The sequence below is a fragment of the Sporosarcina sp. P34 genome (assembly GCF_002743375.1).
Classification (GTDB): domain Bacteria; phylum Bacillota; class Bacilli; order Bacillales_A; family Planococcaceae; genus Sporosarcina.
On sequence record NZ_PDZC01000003.1, the window covers coordinates 382,030 to 408,187 of the forward strand.

At 43.5% G+C, this 26,158-nt stretch carries 25 protein-coding genes, 1 other RNA gene and 1 other annotated feature; of the genes, 21 read left to right on the forward strand and 5 right to left on the reverse strand.

Annotated elements, in window-relative coordinates:
- Window positions 1-19 precede the first annotated feature (19 nt).
- Both yajC and CSV63_RS08025 read left to right on the forward strand, forming a co-directional pair.
- The gene (gene yajC, locus CSV63_RS08020; protein ID WP_099630010.1) at window positions 20-283 is read left to right on the forward strand and encodes a preprotein translocase subunit YajC; all 264 of its coding nucleotides are present in this window, start codon (window positions 20-22) and stop codon (window positions 281-283) included.
- Between the two features lie 108 nt (window positions 284-391).
- Window positions 392-1,027: a DUF421 domain-containing protein gene (locus CSV63_RS08025; protein ID WP_099695365.1), complete on the forward strand. Its 636-nt coding sequence runs from the start codon at window positions 392-394 to the stop codon at window positions 1,025-1,027.
- Here the strand turns inward: CSV63_RS08025 and CSV63_RS08030 are convergent.
- The gene (locus CSV63_RS08030; RefSeq protein WP_099695366.1) at window positions 1,024-2,541 is read right to left on the reverse strand and encodes a putative polysaccharide biosynthesis protein; all 1,518 of its coding nucleotides are present in this window, start codon (window positions 2,539-2,541) and stop codon (window positions 1,024-1,026) included. The genes CSV63_RS08025 and CSV63_RS08030 overlap by 4 nt on opposite strands.
- A gap of 131 nt (window positions 2,542-2,672) precedes the next feature.
- On the opposite strand from CSV63_RS08030, the gene CSV63_RS08035 reads away from it, so the two are divergent.
- The 13 genes from CSV63_RS08035 (at window position 2,673) to CSV63_RS08090 (ending at window position 18,371) form a co-directional block, all read left to right on the forward strand.
- A complete protein-coding gene (locus tag CSV63_RS08035; protein WP_158233931.1) occupies window positions 2,673-2,984 on the forward strand; it encodes a post-transcriptional regulator in 312 nt (103 codons plus the stop codon).
- Window positions 2,985-3,114: 130 nt separating this feature from the next.
- A complete protein-coding gene (secDF, locus tag CSV63_RS08040; protein ID WP_099695368.1) occupies window positions 3,115-5,382 on the forward strand; it encodes a protein translocase subunit SecDF in 2,268 nt (755 codons plus the stop codon).
- Window positions 5,383-5,454: 72 nt separating this feature from the next.
- Window positions 5,455-5,811, forward strand: coding sequence for a LapA family protein (locus CSV63_RS08045; RefSeq protein WP_099695369.1), 357 nt, complete (start codon window positions 5,455-5,457; stop codon window positions 5,809-5,811).
- Window positions 5,812-5,990: 179 nt separating this feature from the next.
- Window positions 5,991-6,476, forward strand: a complete 486-nt coding sequence (locus tag CSV63_RS17000) for a single-stranded-DNA-specific exonuclease RecJ family protein (protein ID WP_369823809.1) — start codon at window positions 5,991-5,993, stop codon at window positions 6,474-6,476.
- On the forward strand, window positions 6,413-8,335 hold the full coding sequence (recJ, locus tag CSV63_RS08050; protein WP_369823813.1) for a single-stranded-DNA-specific exonuclease RecJ: 1,923 nt from the start codon (window positions 6,413-6,415) through the stop codon (window positions 8,333-8,335). The genes CSV63_RS17000 and recJ overlap by 64 nt, the downstream gene beginning before the upstream one ends.
- Window positions 8,326-8,838: an adenine phosphoribosyltransferase gene (locus CSV63_RS08055; RefSeq protein ID WP_099695370.1), complete on the forward strand. Its 513-nt coding sequence runs from the start codon at window positions 8,326-8,328 to the stop codon at window positions 8,836-8,838. Before recJ ends, CSV63_RS08055 begins: the two co-directional genes overlap by 10 nt.
- A gap of 148 nt (window positions 8,839-8,986) precedes the next feature.
- Window positions 8,987-11,185 (forward strand): RelA/SpoT family protein, encoded by a 2,199-nt coding sequence (locus CSV63_RS08060; protein ID WP_099695371.1) that lies wholly within the window; start codon window positions 8,987-8,989, stop codon window positions 11,183-11,185.
- A gap of 15 nt (window positions 11,186-11,200) precedes the next feature.
- A complete protein-coding gene (dtd, locus tag CSV63_RS08065; RefSeq protein WP_099695372.1) occupies window positions 11,201-11,641 on the forward strand; it encodes a D-aminoacyl-tRNA deacylase in 441 nt (146 codons plus the stop codon).
- 237 nt (window positions 11,642-11,878) lie between these two features.
- Window positions 11,879-12,097: a binding site (T-box leader), on the forward strand.
- 74 nt (window positions 12,098-12,171) lie between these two features.
- The gene (gene hisS, locus CSV63_RS08070; RefSeq protein WP_099695373.1) at window positions 12,172-13,434 is read left to right on the forward strand and encodes a histidine--tRNA ligase; all 1,263 of its coding nucleotides are present in this window, start codon (window positions 12,172-12,174) and stop codon (window positions 13,432-13,434) included.
- A 577-nt stretch (window positions 13,435-14,011) separates the two neighbouring features.
- Window positions 14,012-15,781 carry an aspartate--tRNA ligase gene (aspS, locus tag CSV63_RS08075; protein ID WP_099695374.1) on the forward strand — a complete coding sequence of 590 codons (1,770 nt, stop codon included), beginning with the start codon at window positions 14,012-14,014 and terminating at the stop codon, window positions 15,779-15,781.
- A gap of 75 nt (window positions 15,782-15,856) precedes the next feature.
- A non-coding RNA gene (gene ssrS / locus CSV63_RS08080) (6S RNA) lies at window positions 15,857-16,037 on the forward strand.
- 133 nt (window positions 16,038-16,170) lie between these two features.
- Entirely contained in the window at window positions 16,171-16,938 is a 768-nt protein-coding gene (locus CSV63_RS08085) for a tRNA threonylcarbamoyladenosine dehydratase (RefSeq protein WP_099695375.1), read from the forward strand.
- A 14-nt stretch (window positions 16,939-16,952) separates the two neighbouring features.
- Window positions 16,953-18,371, forward strand: coding sequence for an NAD-dependent succinate-semialdehyde dehydrogenase (locus CSV63_RS08090; protein WP_099695376.1), 1,419 nt, complete (start codon window positions 16,953-16,955; stop codon window positions 18,369-18,371).
- A 47-nt stretch (window positions 18,372-18,418) separates the two neighbouring features.
- On the opposite strand, the gene CSV63_RS08095 is transcribed toward CSV63_RS08090, so the two are convergent.
- Together CSV63_RS08095 and ilvA are read right to left on the reverse strand one after the other, a co-directional pair.
- Window positions 18,419-18,961, reverse strand: a complete 543-nt coding sequence (locus tag CSV63_RS08095) for a GDYXXLXY domain-containing protein (protein WP_158233932.1) — start codon at window positions 18,959-18,961, stop codon at window positions 18,419-18,421.
- A gap of 294 nt (window positions 18,962-19,255) precedes the next feature.
- Window positions 19,256-20,509, reverse strand: coding sequence for a threonine ammonia-lyase IlvA (gene ilvA / locus CSV63_RS08100; RefSeq protein ID WP_369823810.1), 1,254 nt, complete (start codon window positions 20,507-20,509; stop codon window positions 19,256-19,258).
- Window positions 20,510-21,342: 833 nt separating this feature from the next.
- Here ilvA and yhfH point away from each other — a divergent pair.
- From yhfH to CSV63_RS08120, 4 genes are all read left to right on the forward strand, one after another.
- Window positions 21,343-21,474 (forward strand): protein YhfH, encoded by a 132-nt coding sequence (yhfH, locus tag CSV63_RS08105; protein WP_099636683.1) that lies wholly within the window; start codon window positions 21,343-21,345, stop codon window positions 21,472-21,474.
- Between the two features lie 200 nt (window positions 21,475-21,674).
- Window positions 21,675-22,097 carry a DUF948 domain-containing protein gene (locus CSV63_RS08110; RefSeq protein WP_158233933.1) on the forward strand — a complete coding sequence of 141 codons (423 nt, stop codon included), beginning with the start codon at window positions 21,675-21,677 and terminating at the stop codon, window positions 22,095-22,097.
- 19 nt (window positions 22,098-22,116) lie between these two features.
- Complete coding sequence (locus CSV63_RS08115) at window positions 22,117-22,611, forward strand: DUF948 domain-containing protein (protein WP_099695380.1); 495 nt, start codon at window positions 22,117-22,119, stop codon at window positions 22,609-22,611.
- A gap of 347 nt (window positions 22,612-22,958) precedes the next feature.
- Entirely contained in the window at window positions 22,959-23,171 is a 213-nt protein-coding gene (locus tag CSV63_RS08120; RefSeq protein WP_099695381.1) for a DUF5652 family protein, read from the forward strand.
- A gap of 153 nt (window positions 23,172-23,324) precedes the next feature.
- Here the strand turns inward: CSV63_RS08120 and CSV63_RS08125 are convergent, their stop codons facing one another.
- Together CSV63_RS08125 and CSV63_RS08130 are read right to left on the reverse strand one after the other, a co-directional pair.
- Window positions 23,325-23,762, reverse strand: coding sequence for a DUF948 domain-containing protein (locus CSV63_RS08125; protein WP_099695382.1), 438 nt, complete (start codon window positions 23,760-23,762; stop codon window positions 23,325-23,327).
- A gap of 5 nt (window positions 23,763-23,767) precedes the next feature.
- Window positions 23,768-24,181 carry a DUF948 domain-containing protein gene (locus CSV63_RS08130; RefSeq protein WP_233191996.1) on the reverse strand — a complete coding sequence of 138 codons (414 nt, stop codon included), beginning with the start codon at window positions 24,179-24,181 and terminating at the stop codon, window positions 23,768-23,770.
- A gap of 223 nt (window positions 24,182-24,404) precedes the next feature.
- On the opposite strand from CSV63_RS08130, the gene CSV63_RS08135 reads away from it, so the two are divergent.
- On the forward strand, window positions 24,405-25,403 hold the full coding sequence (locus CSV63_RS08135; protein WP_099695384.1) for an EAL domain-containing protein: 999 nt from the start codon (window positions 24,405-24,407) through the stop codon (window positions 25,401-25,403).
- A gap of 410 nt (window positions 25,404-25,813) precedes the next feature.
- On the forward strand, window positions 25,814-26,158 hold a 345-nt coding region (locus CSV63_RS16485; protein WP_158233935.1), incomplete at its 3' end, for a hypothetical protein.

Genomic DNA, 26,158 nt, shown 5'->3' on the forward strand with positions numbered 1-26,158 from the left:
AGGGGGAAAATATAGAATGATGGAGCAATACGGTGGTATTTTTACACTAGTAATCATGGTAGCTATTATGTGGTTTTTACTCATTCGTCCTGCACAAAAGAGACAAAAGGCAGCGAAAGAGATGCAAACTAGTTTAAAGCGTGGAGACGAAGTAGTAACAATCGGTGGTATTCACGGAACTGTGGATGCAGTAGATGAGACGTCTGTTTTCTTGCGTGTATCTGACACTACAGTTTTGCGTTTTGATAAGCAAGCAGTAGGCAGAGTTGTAACAGCATCATAAGTAAAAGCGGTTATCTAGTGGTATATCCTTAGATTGCCGCTTTTTTATTTGTGTACGTATAGAAAAAAGATCTGCCGGCACACTAAGTGTGAAGGAGGCAGATAGGCTGTGCATGAGTTACTCATCATCGGATTGCGTACGGTATTTTTATATATTTTTCTTCTTGTAATATTGCGTATAATGGGGAAACGAGAAGTCGGTGAATTGGGTGTAATAGATATCGTCGTCTTCATAATTATGGCGGAAGTAGCTGCGATGATTGTAGAATCTCCCGATAAACCCATTATCAAAGGGATCCTGCCTATACTTCTATTGCTGATCATTCAATATATTTCGTCTATGATTTCTTTAAAAAGTAAAAAGTTTCGAGATCTAGTTGATGGAGATCCTTCGCTAATTATTCGGCATGGGGTAATCCAAGAAGAAGAGATGCGTAAACAGCGTTATAATCTCGATGACTTGTTTCAACAATTACGCGAAAATCAAGTCGGGTCGATTCACAATGTAACGTTTGCGTATCTCGAATCTTCTGGGAATTTATCTGTATTCACAAAAGATGGGGACTTGCCGATTGTCGGACTGGTGCTCGACGGTGAAATTCAGCCCGATCATCTGGAGTTGATCGGCAAGACAGAAGAATGGTTGTTGCAAGAGTTGCATGCAAAAAACGTCACCGATTTGAGTAGGGTTTTCTATTGCTCATATGAACAAGGTCAAATAAGAGTACAATTGAAACTTGATTAATAGCGTTTAACTAAATTCCGTAGCATGACAAAGTCTTGTGTTTTGATTTGTCTTGTTAGTAATAATAAAGCGAACAGTATGCCGGACGTAATGGCGCATTCGATAAATAAATGATGCGAACCGATAGGTATGAAAATCGGGCGGATGATGACGGTTAGCAAGAATACGATATAGGTCATCGCGAACATCGAAAATCCAGTGGCAGTCGATTTGTTTTGACGGAGTGTGGCAATGTGCAGGAAAGATGTAACAAGTACACCGAAACCGATTGCGAGAACTGCGCCAGTTTCTTGAAGTCCTGGTTGAGACGCCAAGATGAACATCACCGCAAGTTTTGCAATCCCTCCGTAGACCGAGTTCATCATGCCAGCTTTCGCATCGCCCGTCGCTTGTAAAATCGAGTAGAGTGGACTTTGAATATAATAAAAGAAGAAGATCGGTGCAAGCAATGTCATATAGCTGCCGCCATCTACAATGTGAAACAGTTTTTCAGCAAGTGCTTGCCCGTGCATATAGAAAACAGTAGCCGCAAATGCGCCCGTTAAGGCGGATAAACGCAATGCTAAATGAATACGTTCTTGCAACTTTTTGACGTTGCTAGATGCGGCTGCGCCACTGACCGCTGGAACGAGCACGACAGATAATGCATACGGAATGAATGCGGGAAACAATAAAAGCGGAATAAGTACCCCGGAAATGACTCCATACAAGGATGTTGCGGCTACTGTTCCGACGCCTGCCATAGAGAGGGCGCGTAAAAAGATGATAGGCTCGAGGAACCATGTGAACGTCCCGAATAGACGACTGCCTGACGACGGAAGTGCCACTTCAAGAATGGGCTCCATCGGATAGCGCGGTTGTTTTTTTTGTGGCTTCGGTTCTTTCTTTTGCTGCTGACGGTATTTGTACAGAAGATAAAGTACCGATACGACTTCAGCGAGGAATGTCACCGCCATAGCATATGCTGCATTCATCATCGGATCTTCAGGAGCTAGAATGTACGGAAGCATCCATGTGATCAATAAAATCCGGAAGATTTGTTCGATGACTTGTGCCCAGGCAGTTTCTTCAATACGGGAAATCCCTTGGAAATATCCTCTGATTAACCCACCAAGTGAAGCGATAGGTACGATGGCGAGGGCTACATACAACGCAGTGGCAGTCGCGCTGTTACCGAGTAAAGTCCCAGCTAGGAAAGGAATAAACAGAATACTTGCGGGAATGAAGACTGCACCGGATAAAATGGTGATAAATGTGGCGGTTCTCATAACTTGTCGTAACTGTACCGTACCACCTTGCGCTTTTATTTCCGCTATGACTTTCGCAATCGCAATAGGTACACCAAGCTGTACTAAGGATAGGAAAAAGATGAACGCCGGGTATGCGGTCATATAGATCCCGACGGTTTCTTCTCCTGCAACCCGCATAAATTGAATTCGATAGACGAAGCCGAGTAATTTTGATAAAAACACGGCCGCCATCAAAAAGATCGTCCCCCGAATAAATGATGACACCCTACACCACTCCTTCTGATTTGCCACGTTTTCGGATTTACTATGAATGCTTGTGCAAAACCCAAATATAGTTAAGTGTATGTGATATAATGAAGTTTATTCCGGAACTATTCACGAGGGGGGAAGTGGCATTGGAACAACAGTGGACAGATTTGTACAGACAGTTGCTCCCTGCACTAGAAAGCAAAAAGCAAGAATTGACGTTTTATGGCTACTCGGAGATTACGGAAGAAGATTTACTGAAATATTTAGTGGAAAAGAAGTGGCGGAAAAAAGAAATTTCTGCGATGCGTTCGTATGAAATGATTGCAGATGTTTTGGCAATTACTGCGGCACAGTTCATGACCCATACGCAAACAGAAGCTCAACGAAACAGTGAAGACGTGTTGGAATTGAGTAAAGAAGAATGGTCTGTGTTATTTTCGCCCAAAAAAATGGATTGATTTGCAATTCTTATCATGAAGTATTTGACACGGACAACCTACTGTTTCATAATTGGTATGTTGTACAATGAGAGAAGAAAGTACATAACAGGTGCTATGCCGCTCTAGTATATGAGGGGGAAAAGGAAATATGAAAAACAGAGGAAGGATCGTCGCGTTTTTGCTGCTTATCGTCATTTTGGCATCAACGATATTTTCCACGACGAGTCCGATTTTAAAAGATGTCAAGCTAGGTCTTGACTTGCAGGGTGGTTTCGAGGTTCTTTACCAAGTGGAACCATTGAAAGAAGGACAAAAGATTACGGAGTCGACGGTTGCCGATACCGCTCGTGCATTGACGAATCGTATTGACGTGCTCGGTGTAAATGAACCAAGCATTCAAATCGAATCAAACAACCGAATCCGAGTACAGCTTGCAGGGGTAGAAGATCAGAAAACTGCCCGCGAATTATTATCCACTCAAGCCAATCTTTCCTTCCGTAATGCGGATGACGAATTGATGCTAGACGGTAATGATTTGAAAGCAGGTAAAGCAAAAGCCAATTTCGATGAAAATAACAATCCTGTTGTTACATTAGAAATGAAAGATCCAAATAAATTTGGAGAAGTAACATCTGAAATTGCAGCCATGAAGCCAAACAACGTGCTAGTTATTTGGATGGACTTCATTGAAGGTGAAAACTCCTTTGCTGAAGAAGCTGCAAAACCGGACCCCGCATTTATTTCGGCTCCGTATGTTGCTAGCACAATCAACTCTTCAAATGTCGAAATTTCAGGAAACTTCACTATTGAAGAGACGAAAAACTTGGCTGGTATTTTGAACGCAGGTGCATTACCCGTTCATTTAGAGGAAATTTACTCGACTTCTGTCGGTGCACAGTTCGGTGAACAAGCGTTGGATAAAACGATATTTGCTGGAATTGTCGGGATCAGCTTAATCTTTATCTTTATGGTACTCTATTACCGTTTGCCAGGGATTGTGGCAGTTGTCACGTTGTCTGTTTATATCTTCTTAATTTTGCTAGTGTTTACATTGATCAATGGGGTGTTGACGCTCCCTGGTATCGCAGCATTAATGCTTGGGGTCGGTATGGCAGTCGATGCCAATATTATAACCTATGAGCGGATCAAAGAAGAGTTACGTGTCGGACGATCAGTTAAAACGTCCTTTACAGCTGGAGCGAGATCTTCGTTCGCCGCAATACTCGATGCAAACGTCACGACAATTCTTGCGGCAGTCGTATTGTTCATTTTCGGGACAAGCTCGGTTAAAGGGTTCGCAACGATGCTCATTATCAGTATCTTGGTCAGTTTCCTGACAGCCGTTTGGGGATCTCGTCTATTGCTCGGACTACTCGTTCACAGTGGATACCTTGACAATAAAGTTGGCTGGTTCGGATTGAACAAAAAACATGTTCATTCAGCAGATGAAGGCTATGAAACACTTGATCTCACAACCAAATTCGACCGTTTCGATTTCGTTCATTCAAGAAAACGTTTCTATACACTCTCTATTATCCTATTGATTGTCGGTGCGATTATGCTTGGCGTCTTCAAGCTCAACTTGGGGATTGACTTTGCTGGTGGTACACGTGTGGAAATACTTGCTGAACAACAGCTAGATGAGACGGAAGTAACGAATCTTCTTGAAGACATCGGCCACCCAACGTCTGACGTCGTCATTTCAGGCGATGCAAAGAACATTGCGGTTGCACGATATAAAGAAGACTTCACGCAAGAAGAAGTCAATAAGATCAAAAAAGAGTTATCTGAAACATTTGGTTCAGAGCCGAACGTTTCAACAGTTTCCAATAAGGTAGGTAAAGAGCTCGTGCGTAATGCGATTTATGCACTTGGATTTGCGGCTATTGGGATTATCATCTATGTAGCGTTACGTTTTGAATGGCGCATGGGTCTGGCAGCGATTATTGGTTTACTACATGACGCGTTCTTCATGATTGCCGTCTTTAGTATTTTGCGGCTCGAAGTAGACATCACATTCATTGCGGCGGTACTGACGATTGTCGGTTACTCCATTAACGATACGATCGTCACCTTTGACAGAATACGTGAGAACTTGAACCGTTCGAAACATATTAGCGAAGAAAAAGAATTAGCAACGATTGTCAATAAATCATTGCGGCAGACGCTTGGCCGTTCGGTTAACACCGTTCTGACAGTAATCTTCGTTGTAGTGGCATTAATGGCGCTCGGTGCAGAATCGATTCGACCGTTCTCCATCGCATTATTGATCGGTTTGCTTGCAGGTACGTATTCTTCCATCTTCATCTCTGCGCAACTTTGGTTCGATTTAAAGAAAAAGCAAATTTTGAAGAGTGGCGGATTAAAAGTAGAAAAAGAGAAAAAACAATGGGGCTCAGACGAACCGGTTGTGTAATACGTTTGAACCATATTCAAGGCAGGGTATACTTCGGTATATCCTGCTTTTTTGAATGGAGGAACGATCACTATGAAATTTCAGTGGACGGTTTTAGTCGGTTTGTTATTTGCTGTGTTGATCGCATTATTTGCAGTTTTTAATGTAGAATCTGTTCCGGTTAATTATTTCTTTGGTACAGAGATGATTCCGCTTGTATTAATTATTCTTGGGTCAGCGTTGCTTGGTGCGATTATTAGTGGGTTCTTTGCTATTTATAAGTCCTATCGAAGTGGACGACGTGTGAAGGAATTGGAGAAGCAGTTGCAATTGAAGGAGAGGGAATTGACTGCGCAGCAAAGACAGATGCAAGAGATGGAGGAGCGAATCGATGCCTTGACGGAGCCACCGTTAGTTGAGGCATCGATTGTTCCACCGAGAGAAGTTTAGTAGCAAGTGGACCACTGCAGTGAGTCGTATGTAGCGACTTGTTGCGGTGGTTTTTTGCGTTCATTTCTACGTTTCGCTCATTGGTATGCAGTCTCCCGATGCCATCCCACTCTTTCCATCCCGTTTCCTTTTAGTCTCCCCCCACATTAGCTATAATAAGAACAGAGGATGTGAAAGCATTGATACAATCAAAAAAAAGATGGCAAATCGATCGGCCAGATGAAGAACTTGTCAACCAGCTAGCAAAGGACTTGAAACTTTCTACCATGCTAACGAAAATACTTGTCGCACGCGGAATTGCTACAAGCGAACAAGCAAACGCGTACCTATATATGGATGAATCCAACTTGCATGATCCTTTTTTATTACATGACATGCAAAAAGCCGTCGATCGCATTCAATATGCAATCGACACACAACAGCAACTTACAATATATGGAGATTATGACTGCGATGGCGTAACAAGTGTCACGGTGCTCTTGACAGCGCTCGAACGTCTCGGTGCAAAGGTGAACTTTGCCATCCCGAACCGTTTTGAACACGGTTACGGACCGAACAGCGACTTCTTTGCACAACTCATACAGAAGGCACAGAAGTCCTCATTACAGTCGACAACGGCATCTCAGGCATTGAGCAAGTTGCCTTCGCAAAGTCGCTTGGAATGACGATTATCGTGACGGACCACCATGAAATGGGCGACGTCCTACCTGATGCGGATGCGGTTATTCACCCGCGTCATCCGGAAGGCAAGTATCCATTCGGCGAACTCGCTGGTGTAGGTGTGGCGTTCAAACTAGCTTCTGCCTTACTTGGAGAGCCACCGCTAGACTTGTTGGAATTCGTAGCTATCGGTACGATCGCGGACTTGGTACCGTTAGAAGATGAAAATCGGTATATGGTGAAAGAAGGAATCCGCAGATTACGCCGAACACAACGTCCTGGTATTAAGGCGTTGATGCAAGTGAGCGGTCATGAGCAGAATGCTTTATCGGAAGAAACGATCGGTTTTACGATTGGTCCCCGCCTAAATGCACCGGGAAGACTTGGTGATGCTGATCCAGCGGTTGAGTTATTAAAGGCGGAAGATGAGCAGCAAGCACTGGGAATTGCGGAAGAATTGAATGATTTGAATAAAGAACGGCAACAATTAGTGAAACAAATCGCAAAGGAAGCGCAAGAGCAAGTGGAAGTCCGTTATGGCGATCATGTGCCTCACGTGCTAATCATTGAAGGTGAAGGCTGGAATCCAGGTGTCGTCGGCATCGTGTCATCGAGACTAACGGAGAAATACTACCGTCCTTCGATCATTTTGTCGCTCGATCGTGAAACGGGAATGGCGAAAGGTTCTGCTCGCAGTATTGAGGGCTTTGATTTGTATAAGGAACTATCGAAGAATGCATCGGTTTTGCCACACTTCGGAGGTCACGCGATGGCTGCTGGGATGTCATTGAAAATAGAGGACGTCGAACTATTGCGTTCGAATTTGAACGAGCAGGCGAAAAAAGTATTGACGAAAGAGGATTTGCAACCTATTTTATCCATCGATGTACCGCTCGCATTGGATGAAATTGATATTGCCTCTATCGAAGCGCTGGAGAAAATCCGGCCGTTCGGAATGGGATTCCCGAAACCTGTTTTCTTATTGGAACAGCTTGACACGATCTCTGTTCGTAAAATCGGTTCAGCGAAAGATCATTTAAAGCTTGAAATGGGTGATCACAATGAACGGCTAGATGCAATATATTTCGGTGCGGGGGCATTGGCTGACGAAATGGCACCGCAAAGTAAGCTGAGTTTAACAGGTGATTTACAGATTAATGAATGGAACGGTAATAAGAAAGCACAGTTACTTGTCGAAGATGTGAAGTGTGACGAGTGGCAGTTATTCGATTACCGCGGAATACGAGAGCCTGCTAGATGGTTACCGATGATTCCGGACCAAGCCCAATTTATCGCGTTCAGTGAAGAAGCCATCCAATATTTTACTCCGTTTTTAAAAGATATTTCGATTGCTTTAGTTGGACGCGATACCCTTCATCCAGCTTCTGCTGTCGTATTGCTCGATATGCCTCAGGCAGAGGAACAGTTGAAGCAAGTGATGGCCGCAACGCTTGCCGACCGAGTGTATCTTCATCTGCATGTGCATGATTCCATGTACTTTGAAAAAATGCCAGATCGCCAACAATTTGGTTGGTATTACAGCTTTTTGAAGAAACGTGAGACATTTGATATATACAATCAAATCGATATGCTTTCCAAACATAAAGGTTGGAAAAAAGATGTGATAAAGTTTATGACAAAAGTGTTTTATGAACTAGAATTTGTTACACTAGAGAATGGTAAGGTGACGATGCTTACTTCTGCTGGCAAACGTGATTTGGCAGAAGCGCCATCTTATAAAAAACGCCAACAGCAGATCAAACTGGAAGAGTTGTTGCTTTATGCTCCGTATCAGGACTTAAAGAACGTATTCGACTCTTTACGTGAGACGGAAGCTGTTGAGGAGGAAAAATTGTGGACTTAAAAAAGTTTGTAACGACTGTAGACGATTATCCGAAACCGGGTGTGAGCTTTAAGGACATCACGACGATCATGGATAACGGAGAAGCATATAAGTATGCGACAGACCAAATTGTCGAGTATGCGAAAGGATTGGACGTAGATATCATCGTGGGACCGGAAGCACGGGGTTTCATCATCGGCTGTCCTGTAGCCTATGCGCTTGAAATCGGTTTTGCACCGGTTCGTAAGCCTGGCAAATTACCACGCGAAACCATCTCCGTCTTTTATGACTTAGAGTATGGACAAGATGAGTTAACGATTCACAAAGATGCTATCAAACCAGGTCAACGTGTACTCATTGTCGACGATTTACTTGCAACTGGCGGTACGGTCGGTGCGACAGTCGAGTTGATTGAGAAACTTGGCGGTGTAGTAGCCGGCTGTGCATTCTTGATCGAACTATCGTACTTGAACGGTCGGGAAAAGTTGACGAATGAAAACATCAAGGCATTAATTACGTACTGATAGAGGAATCCTTCGCTTAATGCGAAGGATTCTTGCTATATAAAAATAGGCACTAGGATTGATTCGCTTTACATATAGGTGATACTATACATATACTACAAAAAATATTGTCTAAATATTTACGGAATAGGTTGAAAGGGGTAAGTCAATGGCGAAAAATCAAGACCTGACAGAACAAGATATATACGACCTGGTCGCCAAATATATGAACGAAGAACACGTCAATTTCATTAGACGGGCATATGCAATGGCTGAAAAGTCACATGAAGGACAGTTTAGGACTTCAGGTGAACCGTATATCAACCATCCGATTCAAGTCGCGGGAATTTTAGCGGGTCTTCAAATGGATCCGGAAACGGTCGCGGCTGGCTTCTTGCATGATGTGGTAGAAGATACGGAAATAAGCCGCGAAGACATTATTCGTGAATTCGGTGATGAAGTCGCGATGCTCGTTGACGGTGTAACGAAGCTCGATAAGTTAAAATTTAAGTCCAATGAAGAAAAACAAGCGGAAAATCATCGCAAAATGTTTATCGCGATGGCACAGGATATCCGTGTCATTTTGATTAAACTTGCTGACCGTCTGCATAATATGCGGACATTGAGGCATGTTCCGGCAGCGAAACAACGTCGTGTGTCGGAAGAAACATTGGAGATCTTCTCACCACTCGCACATCGCCTCGGAATTTCCACGATCAAATGGGAACTCGAAGATATTGCATTGCGCTATTCCAATCCGCAACAATATTATCGTATTGTGAATCTGATGAAGCAAAAGCGGACGGAACGCGAAAAGTATTTGAAAGACGTCATGAATCAGATGCGCGTCGAACTAGATGAAATGGGGATCGCCGCAGAAATTCATGGAAGACCGAAGCATTTGTATTCTATTTATCAAAAGATGGTTATCCAGAAAAAAGAGTTCAATGAAATTTATGATCTACTGGCGGTACGTATTGTCGTGAAAAGCATTAAGGACTGCTACGCTGCGCTTGGAATCATCCATACACTATGGAAGCCAATGCCGGGAAGATTCAAGGACTATATCGCCATGCCAAAGCAAAATTTGTATCAATCCATCCATACGACGGTTGTGGGACCCGCGGGAGATCCACTCGAAGTACAAATTCGGACGGAAGAGATGCATAGGATTTCAGAATTTGGTGTGGCAGCGCACTGGGCGTATAAAGAAGGCAAACAAGTGGCAAAACTTTCGAGTGATATTGATTCGAAATTGACGTGGTTCCGTGAAATTCTAGAAATTCAAAATGAATCGTCCAATGCTCAAGAATTTATGGAGTCATTGAAGTTCGATTTATTCTCGGACATGGTGTATGTATTTACACCGGACGGGGATGTCGTCGAATTGCCCCAAGGGTCAGTACCGATTGACTTTGCCTATCGCGTGCACTCCGAAATTGGAAACCGGACGACCGGGGCGAAAGTGAATGGTAAAATCGTACCGCTCGATTCATCATTATCGACAGGTGATATTGTTGAGATTCTGACTTCTAAACAGTCGTTTGGTCCAAGTCGTGACTGGTTAAAATTGGCCCATACATCGCAAGCGAAAAATAAAATTCGCCAATATTTTAAGAAGCAATTACGTGACGAGAACATCGACAAAGGTAGCGAAATGATTCAGAAGGAACTGAAAGATGAAGAGTATGATATCAAAGAAGCGTTGAGTAAAGAAAATATGCAGCGTACCATTGATAAATTCAGTTTTACTTCTGAAGAAGACCTGTATGCTGCAGTCGGATCCGGTGGCATTACTGCGCAACAAGTAGTCAATCGCCTAGCCGAGCGAATGCGCAAGGAACGCGTGCAAAAAGAGACGATTGATAAAATCGTTTCGGACATTCAAACGCCAAAACCAGAGAAACAGACGGAATCAGGCGTAATCGTCAAAGACATCGACAATATGCTGATCCGTATTTCGAAGTGCTGTAACCCGGTACCAGGCGATGAAATTGTCGGTTTCATTACACGTGGCCGTGGCGTTTCCGTGCATCGTACCGATTGTCCGAACGTATTGTCTGAAATAGGACAGCAGGAACGTATTATCGAGGTCCAATGGGCATTGCCAGACGATCAAGTTCGCAAAGAATTCCAAGTGGATATTGAAATCTCCGCATTCGATCGACAAGGTTTGCTCAACGAAGTGATGATGGTCGTTGCCGATATGAATACGCCGATTATCGCAGTGAGTGGCAAAGCGGATAAGGATGACATCGCGCATATCCATATGTCGATTAAGATCCAAAACATCGCGCATTTGCAACGCACCGTTGATAAAATCAAACAAATCAAAGACGTTTATTCCGTAGAACGGGTCATGAACTAAATAGGAGGTGTAAACATGCGAGTTTTATTACAGCGTGCGAAAGACGCTTCCGTAACAGTTGGCGGAGACATTACAGGCTCCATTTCAACTGGCTATGTGTTGCTCGTCGGCATTACGCATGACGATACCGAACAAGACGCCAACTATCTTGCCAATAAAATCGCCGGCTTGCGTATTTATGAAGACGACGAAGGGAAGTTGAATCGTTCCATCACAGAAGTAGATGGCGCGATTCTGTCTGTTTCCCAGTTTACGTTGTATGGCAATGTTCAAAAAGGGCGTCGTCCAAGCTTTATTGAGGCAGCGAAAACTGATGTAGCAGAACCTTTGTGGGAATACTTCAATGAACAGTTGCGCGAACTTGGACTTCACGTTGAAACAGGACAGTTTGGTGCCATGATGGACGTGCAGTTAACGAATGACGGGCCTGTGACGCTGATGATTGAGTCTAGGTAAGTGATAGTAGAGTGTATGAGCGGTTGTGGGGTTTGATAGAGCACTGGACGCGGATATATGAGCGGATAACAGGTTCGATAGAGCGTCCGTGACGTTTCATAGAGCGCTTATGGATATCAATAGAGCGGATACACGTTTTGTATGAGCATTTTCCAGTTCCAACCAATGCTTATAATTCGTCAAAGAAGTTGACAGTAGTAGCGGTTACGACTAACATAGATAGTAATCGAATTAATTCATACACCAATGATGTGGAAAGTACCTTTACTACAGGCTGGAAAGAGAACGGGGAACTTGGCTGAAATTCCCTGACAGAACCGTAAAGCGAACAACACCACGGAGGATTCATGCTGAAATTAGTAGGCGTGGACGGAACCGGCCGTTATCCGGATTCGAGTGGGCACTTGTGTGTCAATTTGGGTGGAACCGCGGAAGCTACAAGCTCTCGTCCCTGTTTTATTAGGGATGGGAGCTTTTTTGTGTTCTCGGAATGTTCACCCATTATCAGATCATCGAAAGGAGTTTTATTAATGAATTTTAAAGTTCCCCGCGGTACACAGGATATTCTTCCTGACGTTTCCTGGAAGTGGCAGCGCATTGAAAAGATTGCTCGTTCAATTTGCGATGTCTACAATTACAAGGAAATCCGCACACCCATTTTCGAACAAACGGAATTATTCCAGCGCACAGTCGGCGACACGACAGATATCGTGCAAAAAGAAATGTACACATTCACCGATCGAGGAGATCGCTCGATGACATTGCGCCCAGAAGGTACAGCGCCTGTCGTGCGTTCATTCGTTGAACACAAAATGTTTGGCTACGCAGATCAGCCAGTGAAGCTATACTACACGGGGCCGATGTTCCGCTATGAGCGTCAACAAGCCGGCCGTTACCGTCAATTCGTCCAGTTCGGCGTAGAGGCAATCGGCAGTGATGATCCAGCGATCGATGCAGAAGTAATCGAGTTGGCAATGAACATTTATAAGCAAACGGGTCTTTCAGATATTAAACTCGTATTGAATTCACTTGGTGACAAAGAATCACGCGACGCACACCGCGAAGCGTTGATTGCACACTTCAGCCCGAATATTGAGGAATTCTGTTCGGACTGCCAAAACCGTCTTGAGATGAATCCATTGCGAATTCTGGATTGTAAAGTAGATAGAGAACACCCATTGATGAAAACAGCACCTTCACTTGCTGATTATCTCAATGAAGAGTCAAGCGCGTACTTTGAAAAAGTAAAGAACTACTTGGACATTGCAGGTATCGAGTACGAATACGATCCGAATCTTGTGCGAGGACTGGATTACTATAACCACACCGCATTCGAAATCATGAGTACGTCTAAAGGCTTCGGCGCGATCACCACACTTTGTGGAGGCGGACGTTACAATGGACTTGCTGAAGAAATCGGCGGCCCGGCAGCACCAGGTATCGGCTTCGCTCTCAGCATCGAACGGCTTTTACTAGCATTGGAAGCGGAAGAAAAGTCCTTTACAGACGAACCTTCACTCGATGTCTACATCGTCACTCTAGGCGACGCAGCACGAGAAAAAGGCTTCGAGATTCTCGGCAAGCTACGCGAGAACGGCTTACGCAGCGAGATGGACTACATGGACCGCAAGATGAAGGCCCAAATGAAGTCCGCTGACCGCTTGAAAGCGAACCACGTCATCGTCATCGGCGAAGACGAAGTGAACGAAAACATCGTCCAGCTGAAAAACATGGCAGACCGCGAGCAGAAGAAAGTTCCGGTTGAAGAACTGATCGATGAATTGAAGAAGTAAAGATTGAATTAGGATAGGGCATGGGGATTTCCGTTCCGGGCGGACGCTTTCCTGCGGGCATGGCTTGAGCCTCCTCGTCACTTCGTTCCTGCGGGGTCTCAAGGCTCATGCTCATAACGCTTCGCTTATAATCGCAGAAGTAATTGCTATTCCCGCGGGAGTCGCCGCTCTGCACTCCAATCCCTACTTTATAAGTGGGACGTAATTTGTTTCTGTTCTTGCATTTGAATTTAAAAGATTTAAGAAGCAACAAGCTGAGTCACTTATGAATTTCAATGGAGTCACTAACTAATCATAGTCTCCACTTAGGATTGGAGCGTAAGAGGGGCGACTCCGGGAGGATCAGCCCGACAGGTGAGACAACTAAAGGGAGCGAGAGCCGTCACGAAGAACGGCTTTTGCGAGTAAAAGCGAAGCGTTAGGAGCATATCTTTGCACTTGCGACCTAGTTGGCTCAACGCGGGCCCTCCGGAACGCGTCCCCTCTGAAGCGTAAATCCCGAGCGCGACACCAGTGTGCTCTTTCCATTTTACTAACAAAAACAAAACTCATACATCAGAAGGGTAGTGTAGTCACTATGCAACGCACACATTATTGTGGAAACTTATCAGAACTACAAATCGGAGAAGAAGTCACGCTTAAAGGCTGGGTGCAGAAGCGCCGTGACCTTGGTGGACTCATCTTCATCGACGTCCGCGACCGTGCAGGCATCGTCCAGACAGTCTTCAATCCGGACATCTCAAAAGAAGCTCTCGAAATCGCTGAAACATTGCGTAACGAATACGTCATCGAAGTAACAGGTCTCGTCATCGAACGCGAAGAGCGTACGAAGAACAAAAACATCGCAACGGGTGCAATCGAAGTACAAGTGGTAGAAGTGAAAGTCATCAACGAAGCGAAAAACCCGCCATTTACAATCGAAGACGAAACGGATGTAGGCGAAGAAACACGCCTGAAGTATCGCTACTTAGACTTGCGTCGTCCTGAGCTTGCAAAAGTGTTTAAAATGCGTTCAGACATTACGAAAACTGTACGTAACTTCTTGGATGACGAAGGATTCATGGAAGTAGAAACACCGATTCTAACGAAATCGACTCCTGAAGGCGCACGTGACTATTTAGTGCCAAGCCGTGTTCACGAAGGTGAATTCTACGCTTTGCCACAGTCACCCCAGTTGTTTAAGCAGTTATTGATGGTATCCGGCTTCGACCGTTACTACCAAATCGCTCGTTGTTTCCGTGATGAAGATTTACGTGCTGACCGTCAACCAGAATTCACGCAAATCGATATGGAAATGAGTTTTATGTCAATCGAAGAAATTTTGGAACTTAACGAACGCTTAATCAAGAAAGTAATGAAAGATGTTAAACAAGTGGATGTTGAAACTCCGTTTACACGTATTCCATATGATGAAGCAATGGGACGTTTCGGTTCAGATAAGCCGGACACTCGTTTCGGAATGGAATTGACGGATGTATCGGAAATCGTCAAAGACTCTTCATTTAAAGTCTTCGCTGGTGCAGTGGAAACGGGCGGACAGGTGAAGTTGATCAACGTTAAAGGTGCAGCGGATAAGTATTCACGTAAAGACATTGATGCACTTGGCGAGTTTGCAAAAGTGTATGGCGCGAAAGGAATGGCGTGGCTGAAAGTGACGGAAGACGGCTTTAATGGTCCGATTGCGAAATTCTTCGACGGAGAAATCGGTGAAGCACTTAAAGCAGCTGGCGACGGAAAACCTGGAGATTTATTCTTATTCGGAGCAGATAAAAAATCTGTTGTAGCGGATTCACTCGGCGCATTACGTTTGAAACTTGGAAAAGAACTAGATTTAATTGATCAGTCTCAGTATAATTTCCTATGGGTAACGGATTGGCCGTTATTTGAATACGACGAGGAAGATGGCCGTTACTACGCAGCGCACCACCCATTCACCATGCCGGCTGACGTAGAAGAATTGAAAACTAGCCCCGAAACTGTGAAGGCACAAGCCTATGACTTAGTGTTGAACGGATACGAGCTAGGTGGCGGGTCATTGCGTATTTATCAACGTGATGTGCAAGAAGCGATGTTTAAAGCACTTGGCTTTACGGATGAGCAAGCGCGCGAGCAATTTGGCTTCTTGTTGGATGCGTTTGAATACGGCACACCTCCACACGGCGGAATTGCGTTCGGTCTAGATCGTATCGTGATGTTGCTTGCTGGATCTACAAACTTACGTGACACGATTGCATTCCCTAAAACGGCTAGTGCGAGTGATCTATTGACAGAAGCACCAAGTACGGTGGATGATGCGCAGTTGAAAGAACTTGGGATTAAAGTGGTCGCTGAACCCGTAAAAAAGTGAGTAAATAACTATTTTTAAAGACTTTGTTCAAATTGATTGAATTATAAAAAAGCGTGTGATAAGATGAAGTTAGTAGAAATCCTGAAGTGTTCGTCATTTGTAAATTAGTTTTGACCCAACATCTTATCGTCGGGAGTTCAACGTTATAGCTTGGATGACATGCCTTTAATCGGGACCTCAAAAGAGTTATACAGGACACCCACCTGCTATTAGCGGGTTCAAAGCGATATTCAAAGACGGCACAGTCGGGATTTCACTTTCTACCAACTATTCACCTTCTTGCATAAGCGAGAAGGTTTTTTATTGTCTAAAATGTAGGTAGTTGCGCAAGAGCAGGTGACTGTTTTAGTATAAAGTGAATACAAATTATGATAAAGGATGCGATCTAGATGTTACATCAATTTTCAAGAAATGAATTATCGATAGGTAAAGAAGGCGTAGAGAGAATGAAAGGAAAGACCGTTGCGATTTTAGGCGTCGGTGGAGTAGGTTCATTCGCAGCAGAAGCATGCGCGCGGACTGGAGTTGGACGTATTATTCTGGTCGATAAAGATACGATTGATGTCACCAATATAAATCGCCAACTGGTCGCTTATTTATCGACGGTAGGGCGTTCGAAATCCGCTGTTATGAAAGAACGGATTGCGGATATCAACGCGGAGTGTGAAGTCATCGATCTACATATGTTCTACACAGAAGAAACGTCTGAAGAATTTTTCTCGTACGAGCCGGATTATGTAATCGACGCATCGGATACGATCAGCTATAAGATTCATTTGATCCAGCAATGTGTCGAGCGCGGAATTAAAGTGATTTCGAGCATGGGTGCTGCCAATAAAACTGATCCAACGCGTTTCCGCATTGCTGATATTTCAAAAACCCATACGGATCCATTAGCGAAAGTAATACGTCTTCGTTTGCGCAAGCTAGGTATTCCTAAAGGCGTACCTGTCGTCTTCTCCGATGAAAGCCCGATTGTTGTGCGCGAAGACGTCCTTGAAACGGTGGGAAATGCCAATGCATCGATCCGAAAAGCACAAATGCCTCCAGCTTCCAACGCATTTTGTCCATCAGTGGCGGGTTTAATTCTCGCTAGTTGGGTATTAAATGATATAGTGGCGGATATTCCCGTTGAACGTGTCAATGATGCTAAATAAAGGAGAGGTTAACGATGGAAACGACCGAAATGATCATTAACGGAAAGCGAATTGGTGCGGATCTACCGCAAATCGAAGTAGTGAATCCTTCAACTGGTGAGACAATTGGTGCCGTACCTAAAGGCGGAAAAGCGGAAGCGATGCAAGCTGTAGATGCAGCTGCTGCGGCTTTTTCAGACTGGGCAGCGTTGTCTGCGTATGAGCGCAGTGCGTATTTAATGAAATGGCATGCGTTGATTGAAAAACATGAACAAAGTATAGCCGAAATGATGACGACTGAGCAAGGCAAGCCTTTAGCAGAAGCGCTTGGCGAAGTACGTTATTCAAACGGATTCATCAGCTGGTTTGCAGAAGAAGGTAAGCGGATCTACGGTGAGACGATTCCCGCTACGCAATCCAATAAGCGTTTATTCGTACAAAAGCAACCAGTCGGTGTCATTGCATCGATCACACCATGGAACTTTCCTGCCGCCATGATTGCGCGTAAAGTGGGGCCTGCTCTTGCAGCTGGCTGTACAGTCGTAATGAAACCGGCTTCTCAAACCCCGCTAACTGCGATTCGTTTAATAGAGCTAGCACAAGAAGCAGGTATTCCGGACGGTGTGCTGAACATCGTAACGGGCAGTGCGAGTGAAATTGCGGAAGCATGGCAGGAAGACGGCCGTGTGCGCAAGCTGACGTTTACAGGATCTACTGAAATCGGTAAGGCGTTGATGAAAGGTGCAGCCGATACGATGAAGAAGATTTCATTGGAACTTGGTGGACAAGCACCTGCAATGATTATGGCAGATGCGGATCTTGATAAAGCAGTAGCCGGTGTCATGGCGGCGAAATTCCGCAATGCGGGACAAACTTGCGTCTGTGCGAACCGTATTTATGTTCATTCTTCGATCGCAGAGGAATTTACAAAGCGCATTGCAGAAGAAGCGGAGAAATTGAAAGTCGGCGACGGTAAAGAAGAAGGTGTCGTAATAGGTCCGTTAATTGACCAGGATGCGATCGATAAAGTGGACGAACATGTGAAAGACGCGAAATCCAAAGGGGCAACAGTCGTTACCGGTGGTGAACATATCAAAGGTCTATTTTACCAACCGACTGTTTTGAAAGATGTAACTGACGATATGCTGTGTATGGAAGAAGAAACATTCGGTCCAGTCTTGCCGATTGCAACGTTTGAGACAGAAGAGGAAGTCATCGAACGCGCGAATGATACAGTTTTTGGACTTGCAGCATATGTCTTTACAGAAAATATTACACGGGGAATTCAGCTGTGTGAAGCGTTGGAGTATGGCATTGTGGGTCTGAATGACGGCTTGCCATCTGCGCCACAAGCACCGTTTGGCGGCTTTAAACAAAGTGGTCTTGGACGTGAAGGTGGACATCAAGGTATGGATGAATATTTAGAAGTTAAATATATCTCACTAGGTTTATAATAAAAAGAAGCAAAAAGGGAGAACGGTACTCTTCCTTTTTGCTTCTTTTAATTGGTTTGGAATTCGCGTAAAATGCTATTGCCGTCAAGTACTTTGAAATGCGCTGTCATCGTGCGATTTTGTACACTCTCTGCCGCAACCCGATGGCCGAAATCGGGGATATAGACGCGGTCTAGACCGAAATTCACAATATAATGATCGTTCTGGCGATACTCTCGATCGGTCGTCTGCGCCAGCCAGCCCATTAAATAGACACCTTTAGCAGGTTTCTTATCGCTTAATGAAACCAATTCAGCGACACCGTCTTTTTGTTCCAATACGCCAAATACTCGAGTCTGACCGAGTTCATCTGGTTTTTTTAATGCGGTCACTAAGCTAGGAGTCATGCGCTCCTTTGGTACTTTTTCGATGTCGTAGCGAAGCAAGACATAATTTTCATTAGCATCTTGCTCGGTAATGGTTTCTGATTGAAGGTAGATATCCGTACCGTCTTGAATCGTTGTGAAGTAAGGAATCGTGAGACTAGCTAATAGTAGCAGGGGAACTATGAAGAGTATGGATATACTGAATTTACTATGTTTGGGTCCCATTTCGGAGTCACCGCCTATTCTGCAGTTTTCATAAAAAGAGTTCTTCTTATGTACAGATAGCATGTGCAAATTATGTGTGTTTTAGTAATCAATTACCCAGTATTTTTATTTCGAAAACCTTTCACAATCGTTATGTATATATAGGAGTGAAATGGGTAAGGGGGAGTGGTGTGTGATTTTGATAGCTTTTTAGTAAGATATGTAGTCCAAGTTAAACTCGCCTATTCTATTCACTATTTTCTAACACAAAAACTGCCACAACAAGTCGTATGGACTTTTGTGGCAGTTTTTTTATTAAATCAACAATCCAAATAACGTACTATCTTTGTTCACTTCTTTGTAAGGGAAACCGTTCTTTTCCATGCGGGCAATCAGGCCGTTGTAGTCTTCTTTGTGTTTAATTTCAATTCCGACAAGTCCTGGACCGCTTTCTTTATTATTCTTCTTCGTATACTCGAACATGGTAATATCATCATCCGGTCCCAGTACACCATCAAGAAACTGGCGAAGTGCACCTGCGCGTTGTGGAAAATCAACGAGAAAATAGTACAGCAACCCTTCGTAAATCATCGATTTCTCTTTAATTTCCTGCATTCTACCGATATCGTTATTTCCACCGCTGATCACACAGACGACGCACTTGCCTTTGATTTCATTTTTATAGAAATCGAGTGCTGCAATGGGAAGAGCACCTGCTGGCTCTGCGATGATCGCGTGTTCATTGTATAGATCCAAAATTGCCGTACATACTTTACCTTCAGGGACACTGACGATATTTTCAAGGTAGGTATTGCAAATGTCGTAATTCAGATTGCCTACGCATTTGACAGCTGCACCATCGACGAATTTATCAATCGTTGCTAAAGGTACGATCTTTTGTGCGTCGATAGAAGCCTTCATGCTTGCTGCACCTGCTGGCTCTGCACCGATCATCTTCGTATGCGGAGACAAGTTTTTGATGTACGTGCTAATTCCTGACATCAGTCCACCGCCACCGATACTTGCAAATACGTAATCAATTGGCTCTTCAATATCATTCATGATCTCAACAGCTACTGATCCTTGGCCTGCAATGATATCCTTGTCATTGAATGGATGAATGAAAATACGCTGTTCTTTTTCCATCAATTCGACCGCACTTTCGAAACAATCATCGAAGGTATCTCCGACTAAAATAATTTCAATGCGATCGCGTCCGAACATTTTCACCATATTGATCTTTTGTTTAGGAGTAGTTTGCGGCATGAAGATCTTGCCGTCAATATCAAGTTTTGCACATGCAAACGCTACGCCTTGTGCATGGTTTCCTGCACTCGCACAGACAATTCCTTTTTTACGTGCTTCTGTTTCGATGCGTTTCATCTTATAATAAGCACCGCGTAATTTAAAGGAACGGACATGTTGCAAATCTTCCCGTTTAATATACACATGACAATCATACTTTTCCGATAGACGATCATTTTTCTGTAAAGGCGTATGAGCTACGACGTCTTTCAGTAGCTGATTAGCGATTAAGATATCTTCTACTTGAATACTTGGAGTTTCCATTTTTTTCACCTTCATAACTTATCATTTAACCTCCGTTATTGAGTCAACGTTTACTCATAATAACATGAAAAAAACTGAATGAACATATGAAAGTGCTAGATTCTACGTTTATTTTAAGAATAGTGACTTTATTTAGAAGAATCTAGAAATGTAAGCGATTACTTGATTGTAAAGGACTTTCAATCACTTGGATCGATCAATTTTTGTTCTATTTATATAGAAAGGAAATACTTTCATATCCTGCAACAGCATAAAAAATACTTTTTCATTCTTTATTCAGATTCTATTCAGACCGTACACAACTATATAGTGTTTAATTTACAAACAGGAGGGAAAACTAATGAATAAGGAACTAACAAGCCAGAAAGGAAGCGTGTATTCATGCAGAAATGGGATAGCAGACCAGAAAAACCAGACAATATGCAATGGACGGTGTTTGTTATAACTCTTGTCATCATCGCGGCTGTAATAGTGTATGGAGTGATGATGTAAAGAAGCAAACGGAGGCTAGGACAAACCCTCAAAAGGTATGAAGGAGAAGACATCTTCATACCTTTTTTAATTCACTGAAACGTATTTCTAACGTTTAATTCGTTAGTAATCAAGAGTGTAGTGTAGGGAAACAGACTGTTTTTTTAAGTTACGTTCCAGCCTCTATTACTTTCGTTTTTTTTGTATTTCCTTCATTCGTCGCGCTCTTTTGGATTCTATCGCAAAATAACGCTTCTCGTCTGAAAAGAGTGACAATTCTGACTATGCTGTTATATATTAGTATTAATAAAAGTTACTGTATCAGTACAGAGGTTTACAAAAAACGAATGGAGGAATGAACAATGAAAAAGAACACAGAGCAGAAAAGACAAATGGTGGAAAAGGTTTGCACGGAATGTGGGAACCAGTTCAAGGAAAAGCAAGAGTCTGTAATGTACGAATGTGAGCGTTGTGTCGGACGACATGAGCATTAATAAAAAATTCTATGCTTCCTCATATGGGGGCATAGAATTTTTTTGTTTGTGCATGAATAGCATGTACTCTTTCCTTGCTATGCAAAAAACCATTTTCTCCTCTCACATCAAAGAACTTTAGATGATTAATGTTTTAGAAAAACTGAGAGTGGTATAGAATGATAAGATGTATTAAGTATGTTGGAGAGGAGGATGTGTGTATGGCGTACATTGGTTTATTATTGATCGCAATCTCCGTATTGATTGTCGCCATTTACCTTTCATTGTTACTGACGAAGTCTTCGAACTTATTGCTAACCGTTATGGGAACAGTAAAAAGGGTAGAGGCAGAGCTCGATAAAAGCATTGAGCAGTTGTATGGAACCTTAAATGAAACAGAACAACTGGCGACAGATGTTCAAGTGAAACTTGCTGCAACGACGCCTTTATTTTCTACTATCGAAAATATTGGACGATCAAGCCAGTACTTGAGTGAAGAAGTAAACAAGCGGACGAGGCAGTTTGCAGAGGACGGTTCTCTTCCGGGGACAGAAAAGTTTGTCCAAGCCATCCAATATGGAGAGTTTGGTGCCCAAGTTTACGAATCATGGCAACGCGGCAAGAAGAGTGTAAAAAATACGTAAAAGGAAATGAGGGTTGAGAATGGATCTCGTTGGAATTGGCGTCATACTGATCGGTATCGCCTTCGTCATTTTAGCTATCTATTTCGCTAAAGTATTACAACAAGTTGGAAATATTCTACAGGACGTCGATCAGACAGTAGGAGCGCTTCCGAAACAACTTGACGGTATCTTGGATGAAACAGGAAACCTAATTAAAAACAGCAATGATTCACTAGCAGACATCAATACAAAAATTGAGAATCTGACTCCATTATTCCAAGTAATCGGTGACCTTGGAGAATCTACACACCAACTAACGTCTTCATTAGTGGACGTGTCTTCGTCTGTTCAACAAAAAGGAGATCACACAGACATATCAGAGCAAAACAAGAAACTAGGTGGTCTCTACGGTTCCGCTATGTTAGGTTATTATATCTTTAAGAAGCGTAAACAATCTGTGAGTGCGGCGAAGGATCGTGCAGAGCAGGCGGACCCACAAAAAAAGTTACCAGCACCGAAAAATGCGTCCTACTAAGTACTGACAAAGACTGAAGGTCAAGCCCGATTGGGATTGCTCTTCAGTCTTTTTTAGTTCGGGGGAGGTTACGTAGATCTGTTGTACAGTAATTACTAGAATGATATAAGAACATCACCGCATAGGTGATTAAATTCGCGACCTTCGCAAAATGAAACTATTTACAAGTAGTGAACGTATGACTAGTAGAACTATGCTTATACAGTAACGTGCAGAATTTTAAATGGAAAAAAGGTTATAAACAAGCCGACAGATGTAAGTGGTGGGTGTATAGGTACGATTTTGGCATAAAGTATTGATGCTCATTCAGTAATCGCACTGTTTTATTAAAAAAGGGAGGTGGAAGGATGGATACTGTTTCCCAGATTTTACATTATAATAATCCGATTTTTTATGTAATCATTATTTGGTCAATTATTTGGAAAGGCATAGCCCTTTGGCATTCTGCTCGTAATAAACAGTTAGCCTGGTTTGTTGTTCTTCTGATCGTCAATACAATCGGACTTTTAGAACTTATTTATCTTATTTTCTTGAGGAAAGAGAAGAAAGTAAATAGATAAGCTATATCTACTAGATAAAATTTGAGAATTGGCTTTATAGCGATACCTACTTTATTTACGTTTAAACATGGATGCATAGGCATATAAAAGACCACTAATTCATATGCGAATTAGTGGTCTGTTTTATATGAGTGGACGGAACAAGTCTTCCACTTACGGGCGCATCTTTTTTAGCTCTTTACGTTGCTGCATCAAATAAAACACCAACGTAGCTACTCCATACAACCCTTTATACTCTTTCTCGCGGACAAATTCACTCGCATTCCCCACACGATCCTTAAACCGAATCGTCGTATCGAGTGCGGCATTCGTCACTTCACGTGAAGCTTCTCCGACATCTCCAACAATCTGAAAGACCGGCGTCACTTCATAAATTTGCTTGTTTACATTACTGATCGTATCATTCGTCGTATGAAGAATTTGCTGGGTCTGACCCGTCACTTCCTCTACCGTTGACGGCAGGGTATCGGTCGTCTTCTTGACACTTTCCAATACTTCGGTCAATTTCCCAAGTGGTTTAATTAACACGATAGAGACAATAAGTAGCGCGATGCCGATAAGCAGTACGCCTATACCTAGTACCCAATCCATCAAATTCACCCCTCTCTGTTATTCTGTTTCATCTTATAGTACATTTTTGACGCTGCTTCAGATAATGCGGTCGTTTGCTCCATCAACTTGGCATACTTGCCAGGGGGCGCTGATACTTGATCCGCCATTTTAGCGATGGAGTTCTGCACATACTGGGTAGATTCGCGAAGTTCTTTCGCTGAAGCTGCCAATCCTTCAACTGATTGCAGTTTTGCGTTCGCATCATCCGCAATGTGGTTCGTCTGAGTCATGAGCTGATCGGCTTTATCCGTAATACCGCCCACTTTCAGTTCCACACGTTTCATCGTTTCTTTTACATCTGTCATTGCTTCTTTGACCGCTTTGGCTGTTTTAATAATAGCAATTGCGATAACTACTAAAGCCGCAACGGCGACTACGGCACTAATATACAAGAGCACCTTCAATCTAGTCACCTCCACATAATAAGTGCGTTTCTAACTTGAACGCCTAACTTCCGTCGAAACGGATAAACGTTCTATATCCTTGTCATTCCACAAATGAAAGTAATCTAAACACTGGTATGCTAATTAACTAGAAAAACTATATTTCTATACCTAAATGGGAGTACAACACCTGAAATATGATATACTCTTCAAAACAAACACTAAAGGGGTGAAATGAATGCCTTGTAAAGGTTGCGTGATTCAGGATATTGTGTATGAAGTTTCATTTGATAAGTGTAAGCAAACAGCATTGTTCGATTCAATAGAAGATCATTTGAAGCGAGTCCTTATGCTAGTGAACCAGGAAGATCAAACATTTCATGTAAAAGAACAAGGGATAAAAGAATTATACGACTTTTGTGTCGATCATGCAGTAGAAATGGATTCTATTCGTTTTCGTCTCGACCAAACCGACTGGCGGCCGCTCTCTGAAGTCATGCAAGTAGTCGAAATGCAATGGATTGATCAAGTCATTTCAGATCAACAATTGACGAGCCATTATCAGCCTATTGTTACACCAGACTTCGAAATTTATGCGTATGAATTACTCGCGCGCTTCTATCATAAAGACGGTAGAGTGATTTATCCGAATGAAATTTTCACCGCGGCTAAAGAACGCGGTAGATTATATGCTCTTGATAGAGTATGTCGTCTGACGGCAGTTCGCTATGCAAAACATATTACGCAAAAAGCATTTATTAATTTCATTCCAACATCCATCTATTCGCCGGAGTTTTGCTTGCGATCGACGATTAATTTAGCGAACGATCTAGAAATTGACCCACACCGTCTGATTTTTGAAGTAGTGGAGTCGGAAAAAGTGGAAGACATGGACCATTTAAAAACCATTTTGGAGTACTATCACTCAAGAGGATTCGAGTATGCGCTCGATGATGTGGGAGAAGGCTATAACACGGTTGAGGTGCTCTCTTTCCTTCGTCCGAACTATATGAAGCTCGATATGAAGTATGTACAAGGTGTCGCGACTGATTCCGATAAGCAACTTATAGCAGCGGAGTTTCTTGAAAAAGCGCTGGCGGTGGATTCGATTCCGTTAGCAGAGGGGATCGAAACGGTAGAAGATTTTGAATGGTTGAAAGCGAAAGGGTATCAATTATTCCAAGGCTATTTATTTGGTAAACCATCAGCCGTTCCGCAAGTTGAAATTACCATCTAGAGCAGGCGAGTTGTCGAGAACAATTCGTTTACGCTGAGTTTAGTTTGAAGTGAAAATAAATGTCAATTACGGCTATCCTGATTTTTTTTGGTAGCCTTTTTTGGTTGGTGGGGGTATGAGCGGGTGGGGCTAGTGATAGAGCGGTCGTGGCGGGAGTATGAGCGGGTGGTGCTGCAGATAGAGCGGGTAGCGTGTTGTATAGAGCGGTCGTGGCAGGAGTATGATTGGGTGCAGCCGTTGATAGAGCGGATAGTGCTATAGAGCGCCCATGGCGGGAGTATGAGCGCATGCGGCCAGTGATAGGGCGGTTAGCGTGTGTAGAGCGGTTGTGGTGGAAGTATGAGCGGGTGGAGCTGCAGATAGAGCGGCTAGCGTGTTGTATAGAGCGGTCGTGGCGGGAGTATGAGCGAGTGCAGCCGTTGATAGAGCGGCTAGCGCATGCTATAGAGCGCCCATGGCGGAAGTATGAGCGTATGCGGCCAGTGATAGGGCGGTTAGCGTGTGTAGAGCGGTTGTGGTGGAAGTATGAGCGGGTGGAGCTGCAGATAGAGCGGCTAGCGTGTGGTATAGAGCGGTCGTGGCAGGAGTATGATCGGGTGCAGCCGTTGATAGAGCGGCTAGCGCATGCTATAGAGCGCCCATGGCGGGAGTATGAGCGCATGCGGCCAGTGATAGGGCGGTTAGCGTGTGTAGAGCGGTTGTGGTGGAAGTATGAGCGGGTGGAGCTGCAGATAGAGCGGGTAGCGTGTGGTGTA

Bases quoted from the DNA above. Each gene is read 5' to 3' on its own strand.
- aspS (WP_099695374.1), top strand. From the start codon at position 14,012: ATGCAACGCACACATTATTGTGGAAACTTATCAGAACTACAAATCGGA.
- yhfH (WP_099636683.1), top strand. From the start codon at position 21,343: ATGAAAAAGAACACAGAGCAGAAAAGACAAATGGTGGAAAAGGTTTGC.
- CSV63_RS08120 (WP_099695381.1), top strand. From the start codon at position 22,959: ATGGATACTGTTTCCCAGATTTTACATTATAATAATCCGATTTTTTAT.
- hisS (WP_099695373.1), top strand. From the start codon at position 12,172: ATGAATTTTAAAGTTCCCCGCGGTACACAGGATATTCTTCCTGACGTT.
- CSV63_RS08085 (WP_099695375.1), top strand. From the start codon at position 16,171: ATGTTACATCAATTTTCAAGAAATGAATTATCGATAGGTAAAGAAGGC.
- CSV63_RS08125 (WP_099695382.1), bottom strand. From the start codon at position 23,762: ATGGATTGGGTACTAGGTATAGGCGTACTGCTTATCGGCATCGCGCTA.
- CSV63_RS08110 (WP_158233933.1), top strand. From the start codon at position 21,675: ATGGCGTACATTGGTTTATTATTGATCGCAATCTCCGTATTGATTGTC.
- CSV63_RS08090 (WP_099695376.1), top strand. From the start codon at position 16,953: ATGGAAACGACCGAAATGATCATTAACGGAAAGCGAATTGGTGCGGAT.
- CSV63_RS08060 (WP_099695371.1), top strand. From the start codon at position 8,987: ATGGCGAAAAATCAAGACCTGACAGAACAAGATATATACGACCTGGTC.
- dtd (WP_099695372.1), top strand. From the start codon at position 11,201: ATGCGAGTTTTATTACAGCGTGCGAAAGACGCTTCCGTAACAGTTGGC.
- CSV63_RS08135 (WP_099695384.1), top strand. From the start codon at position 24,405: ATGCCTTGTAAAGGTTGCGTGATTCAGGATATTGTGTATGAAGTTTCA.
- yajC (WP_099630010.1), top strand. From the start codon at position 20: ATGGAGCAATACGGTGGTATTTTTACACTAGTAATCATGGTAGCTATT.
- CSV63_RS08095 (WP_158233932.1), bottom strand. From the start codon at position 18,961: ATGGGACCCAAACATAGTAAATTCAGTATATCCATACTCTTCATAGTT.
- ilvA (WP_369823810.1), bottom strand. From the start codon at position 20,509: ATGGAAACTCCAAGTATTCAAGTAGAAGATATCTTAATCGCTAATCAG.
- CSV63_RS08045 (WP_099695369.1), top strand. From the start codon at position 5,455: ATGAAATTTCAGTGGACGGTTTTAGTCGGTTTGTTATTTGCTGTGTTG.
- CSV63_RS08115 (WP_099695380.1), top strand. From the start codon at position 22,117: ATGGATCTCGTTGGAATTGGCGTCATACTGATCGGTATCGCCTTCGTC.
- secDF (WP_099695368.1), top strand. From the start codon at position 3,115: ATGAAAAACAGAGGAAGGATCGTCGCGTTTTTGCTGCTTATCGTCATT.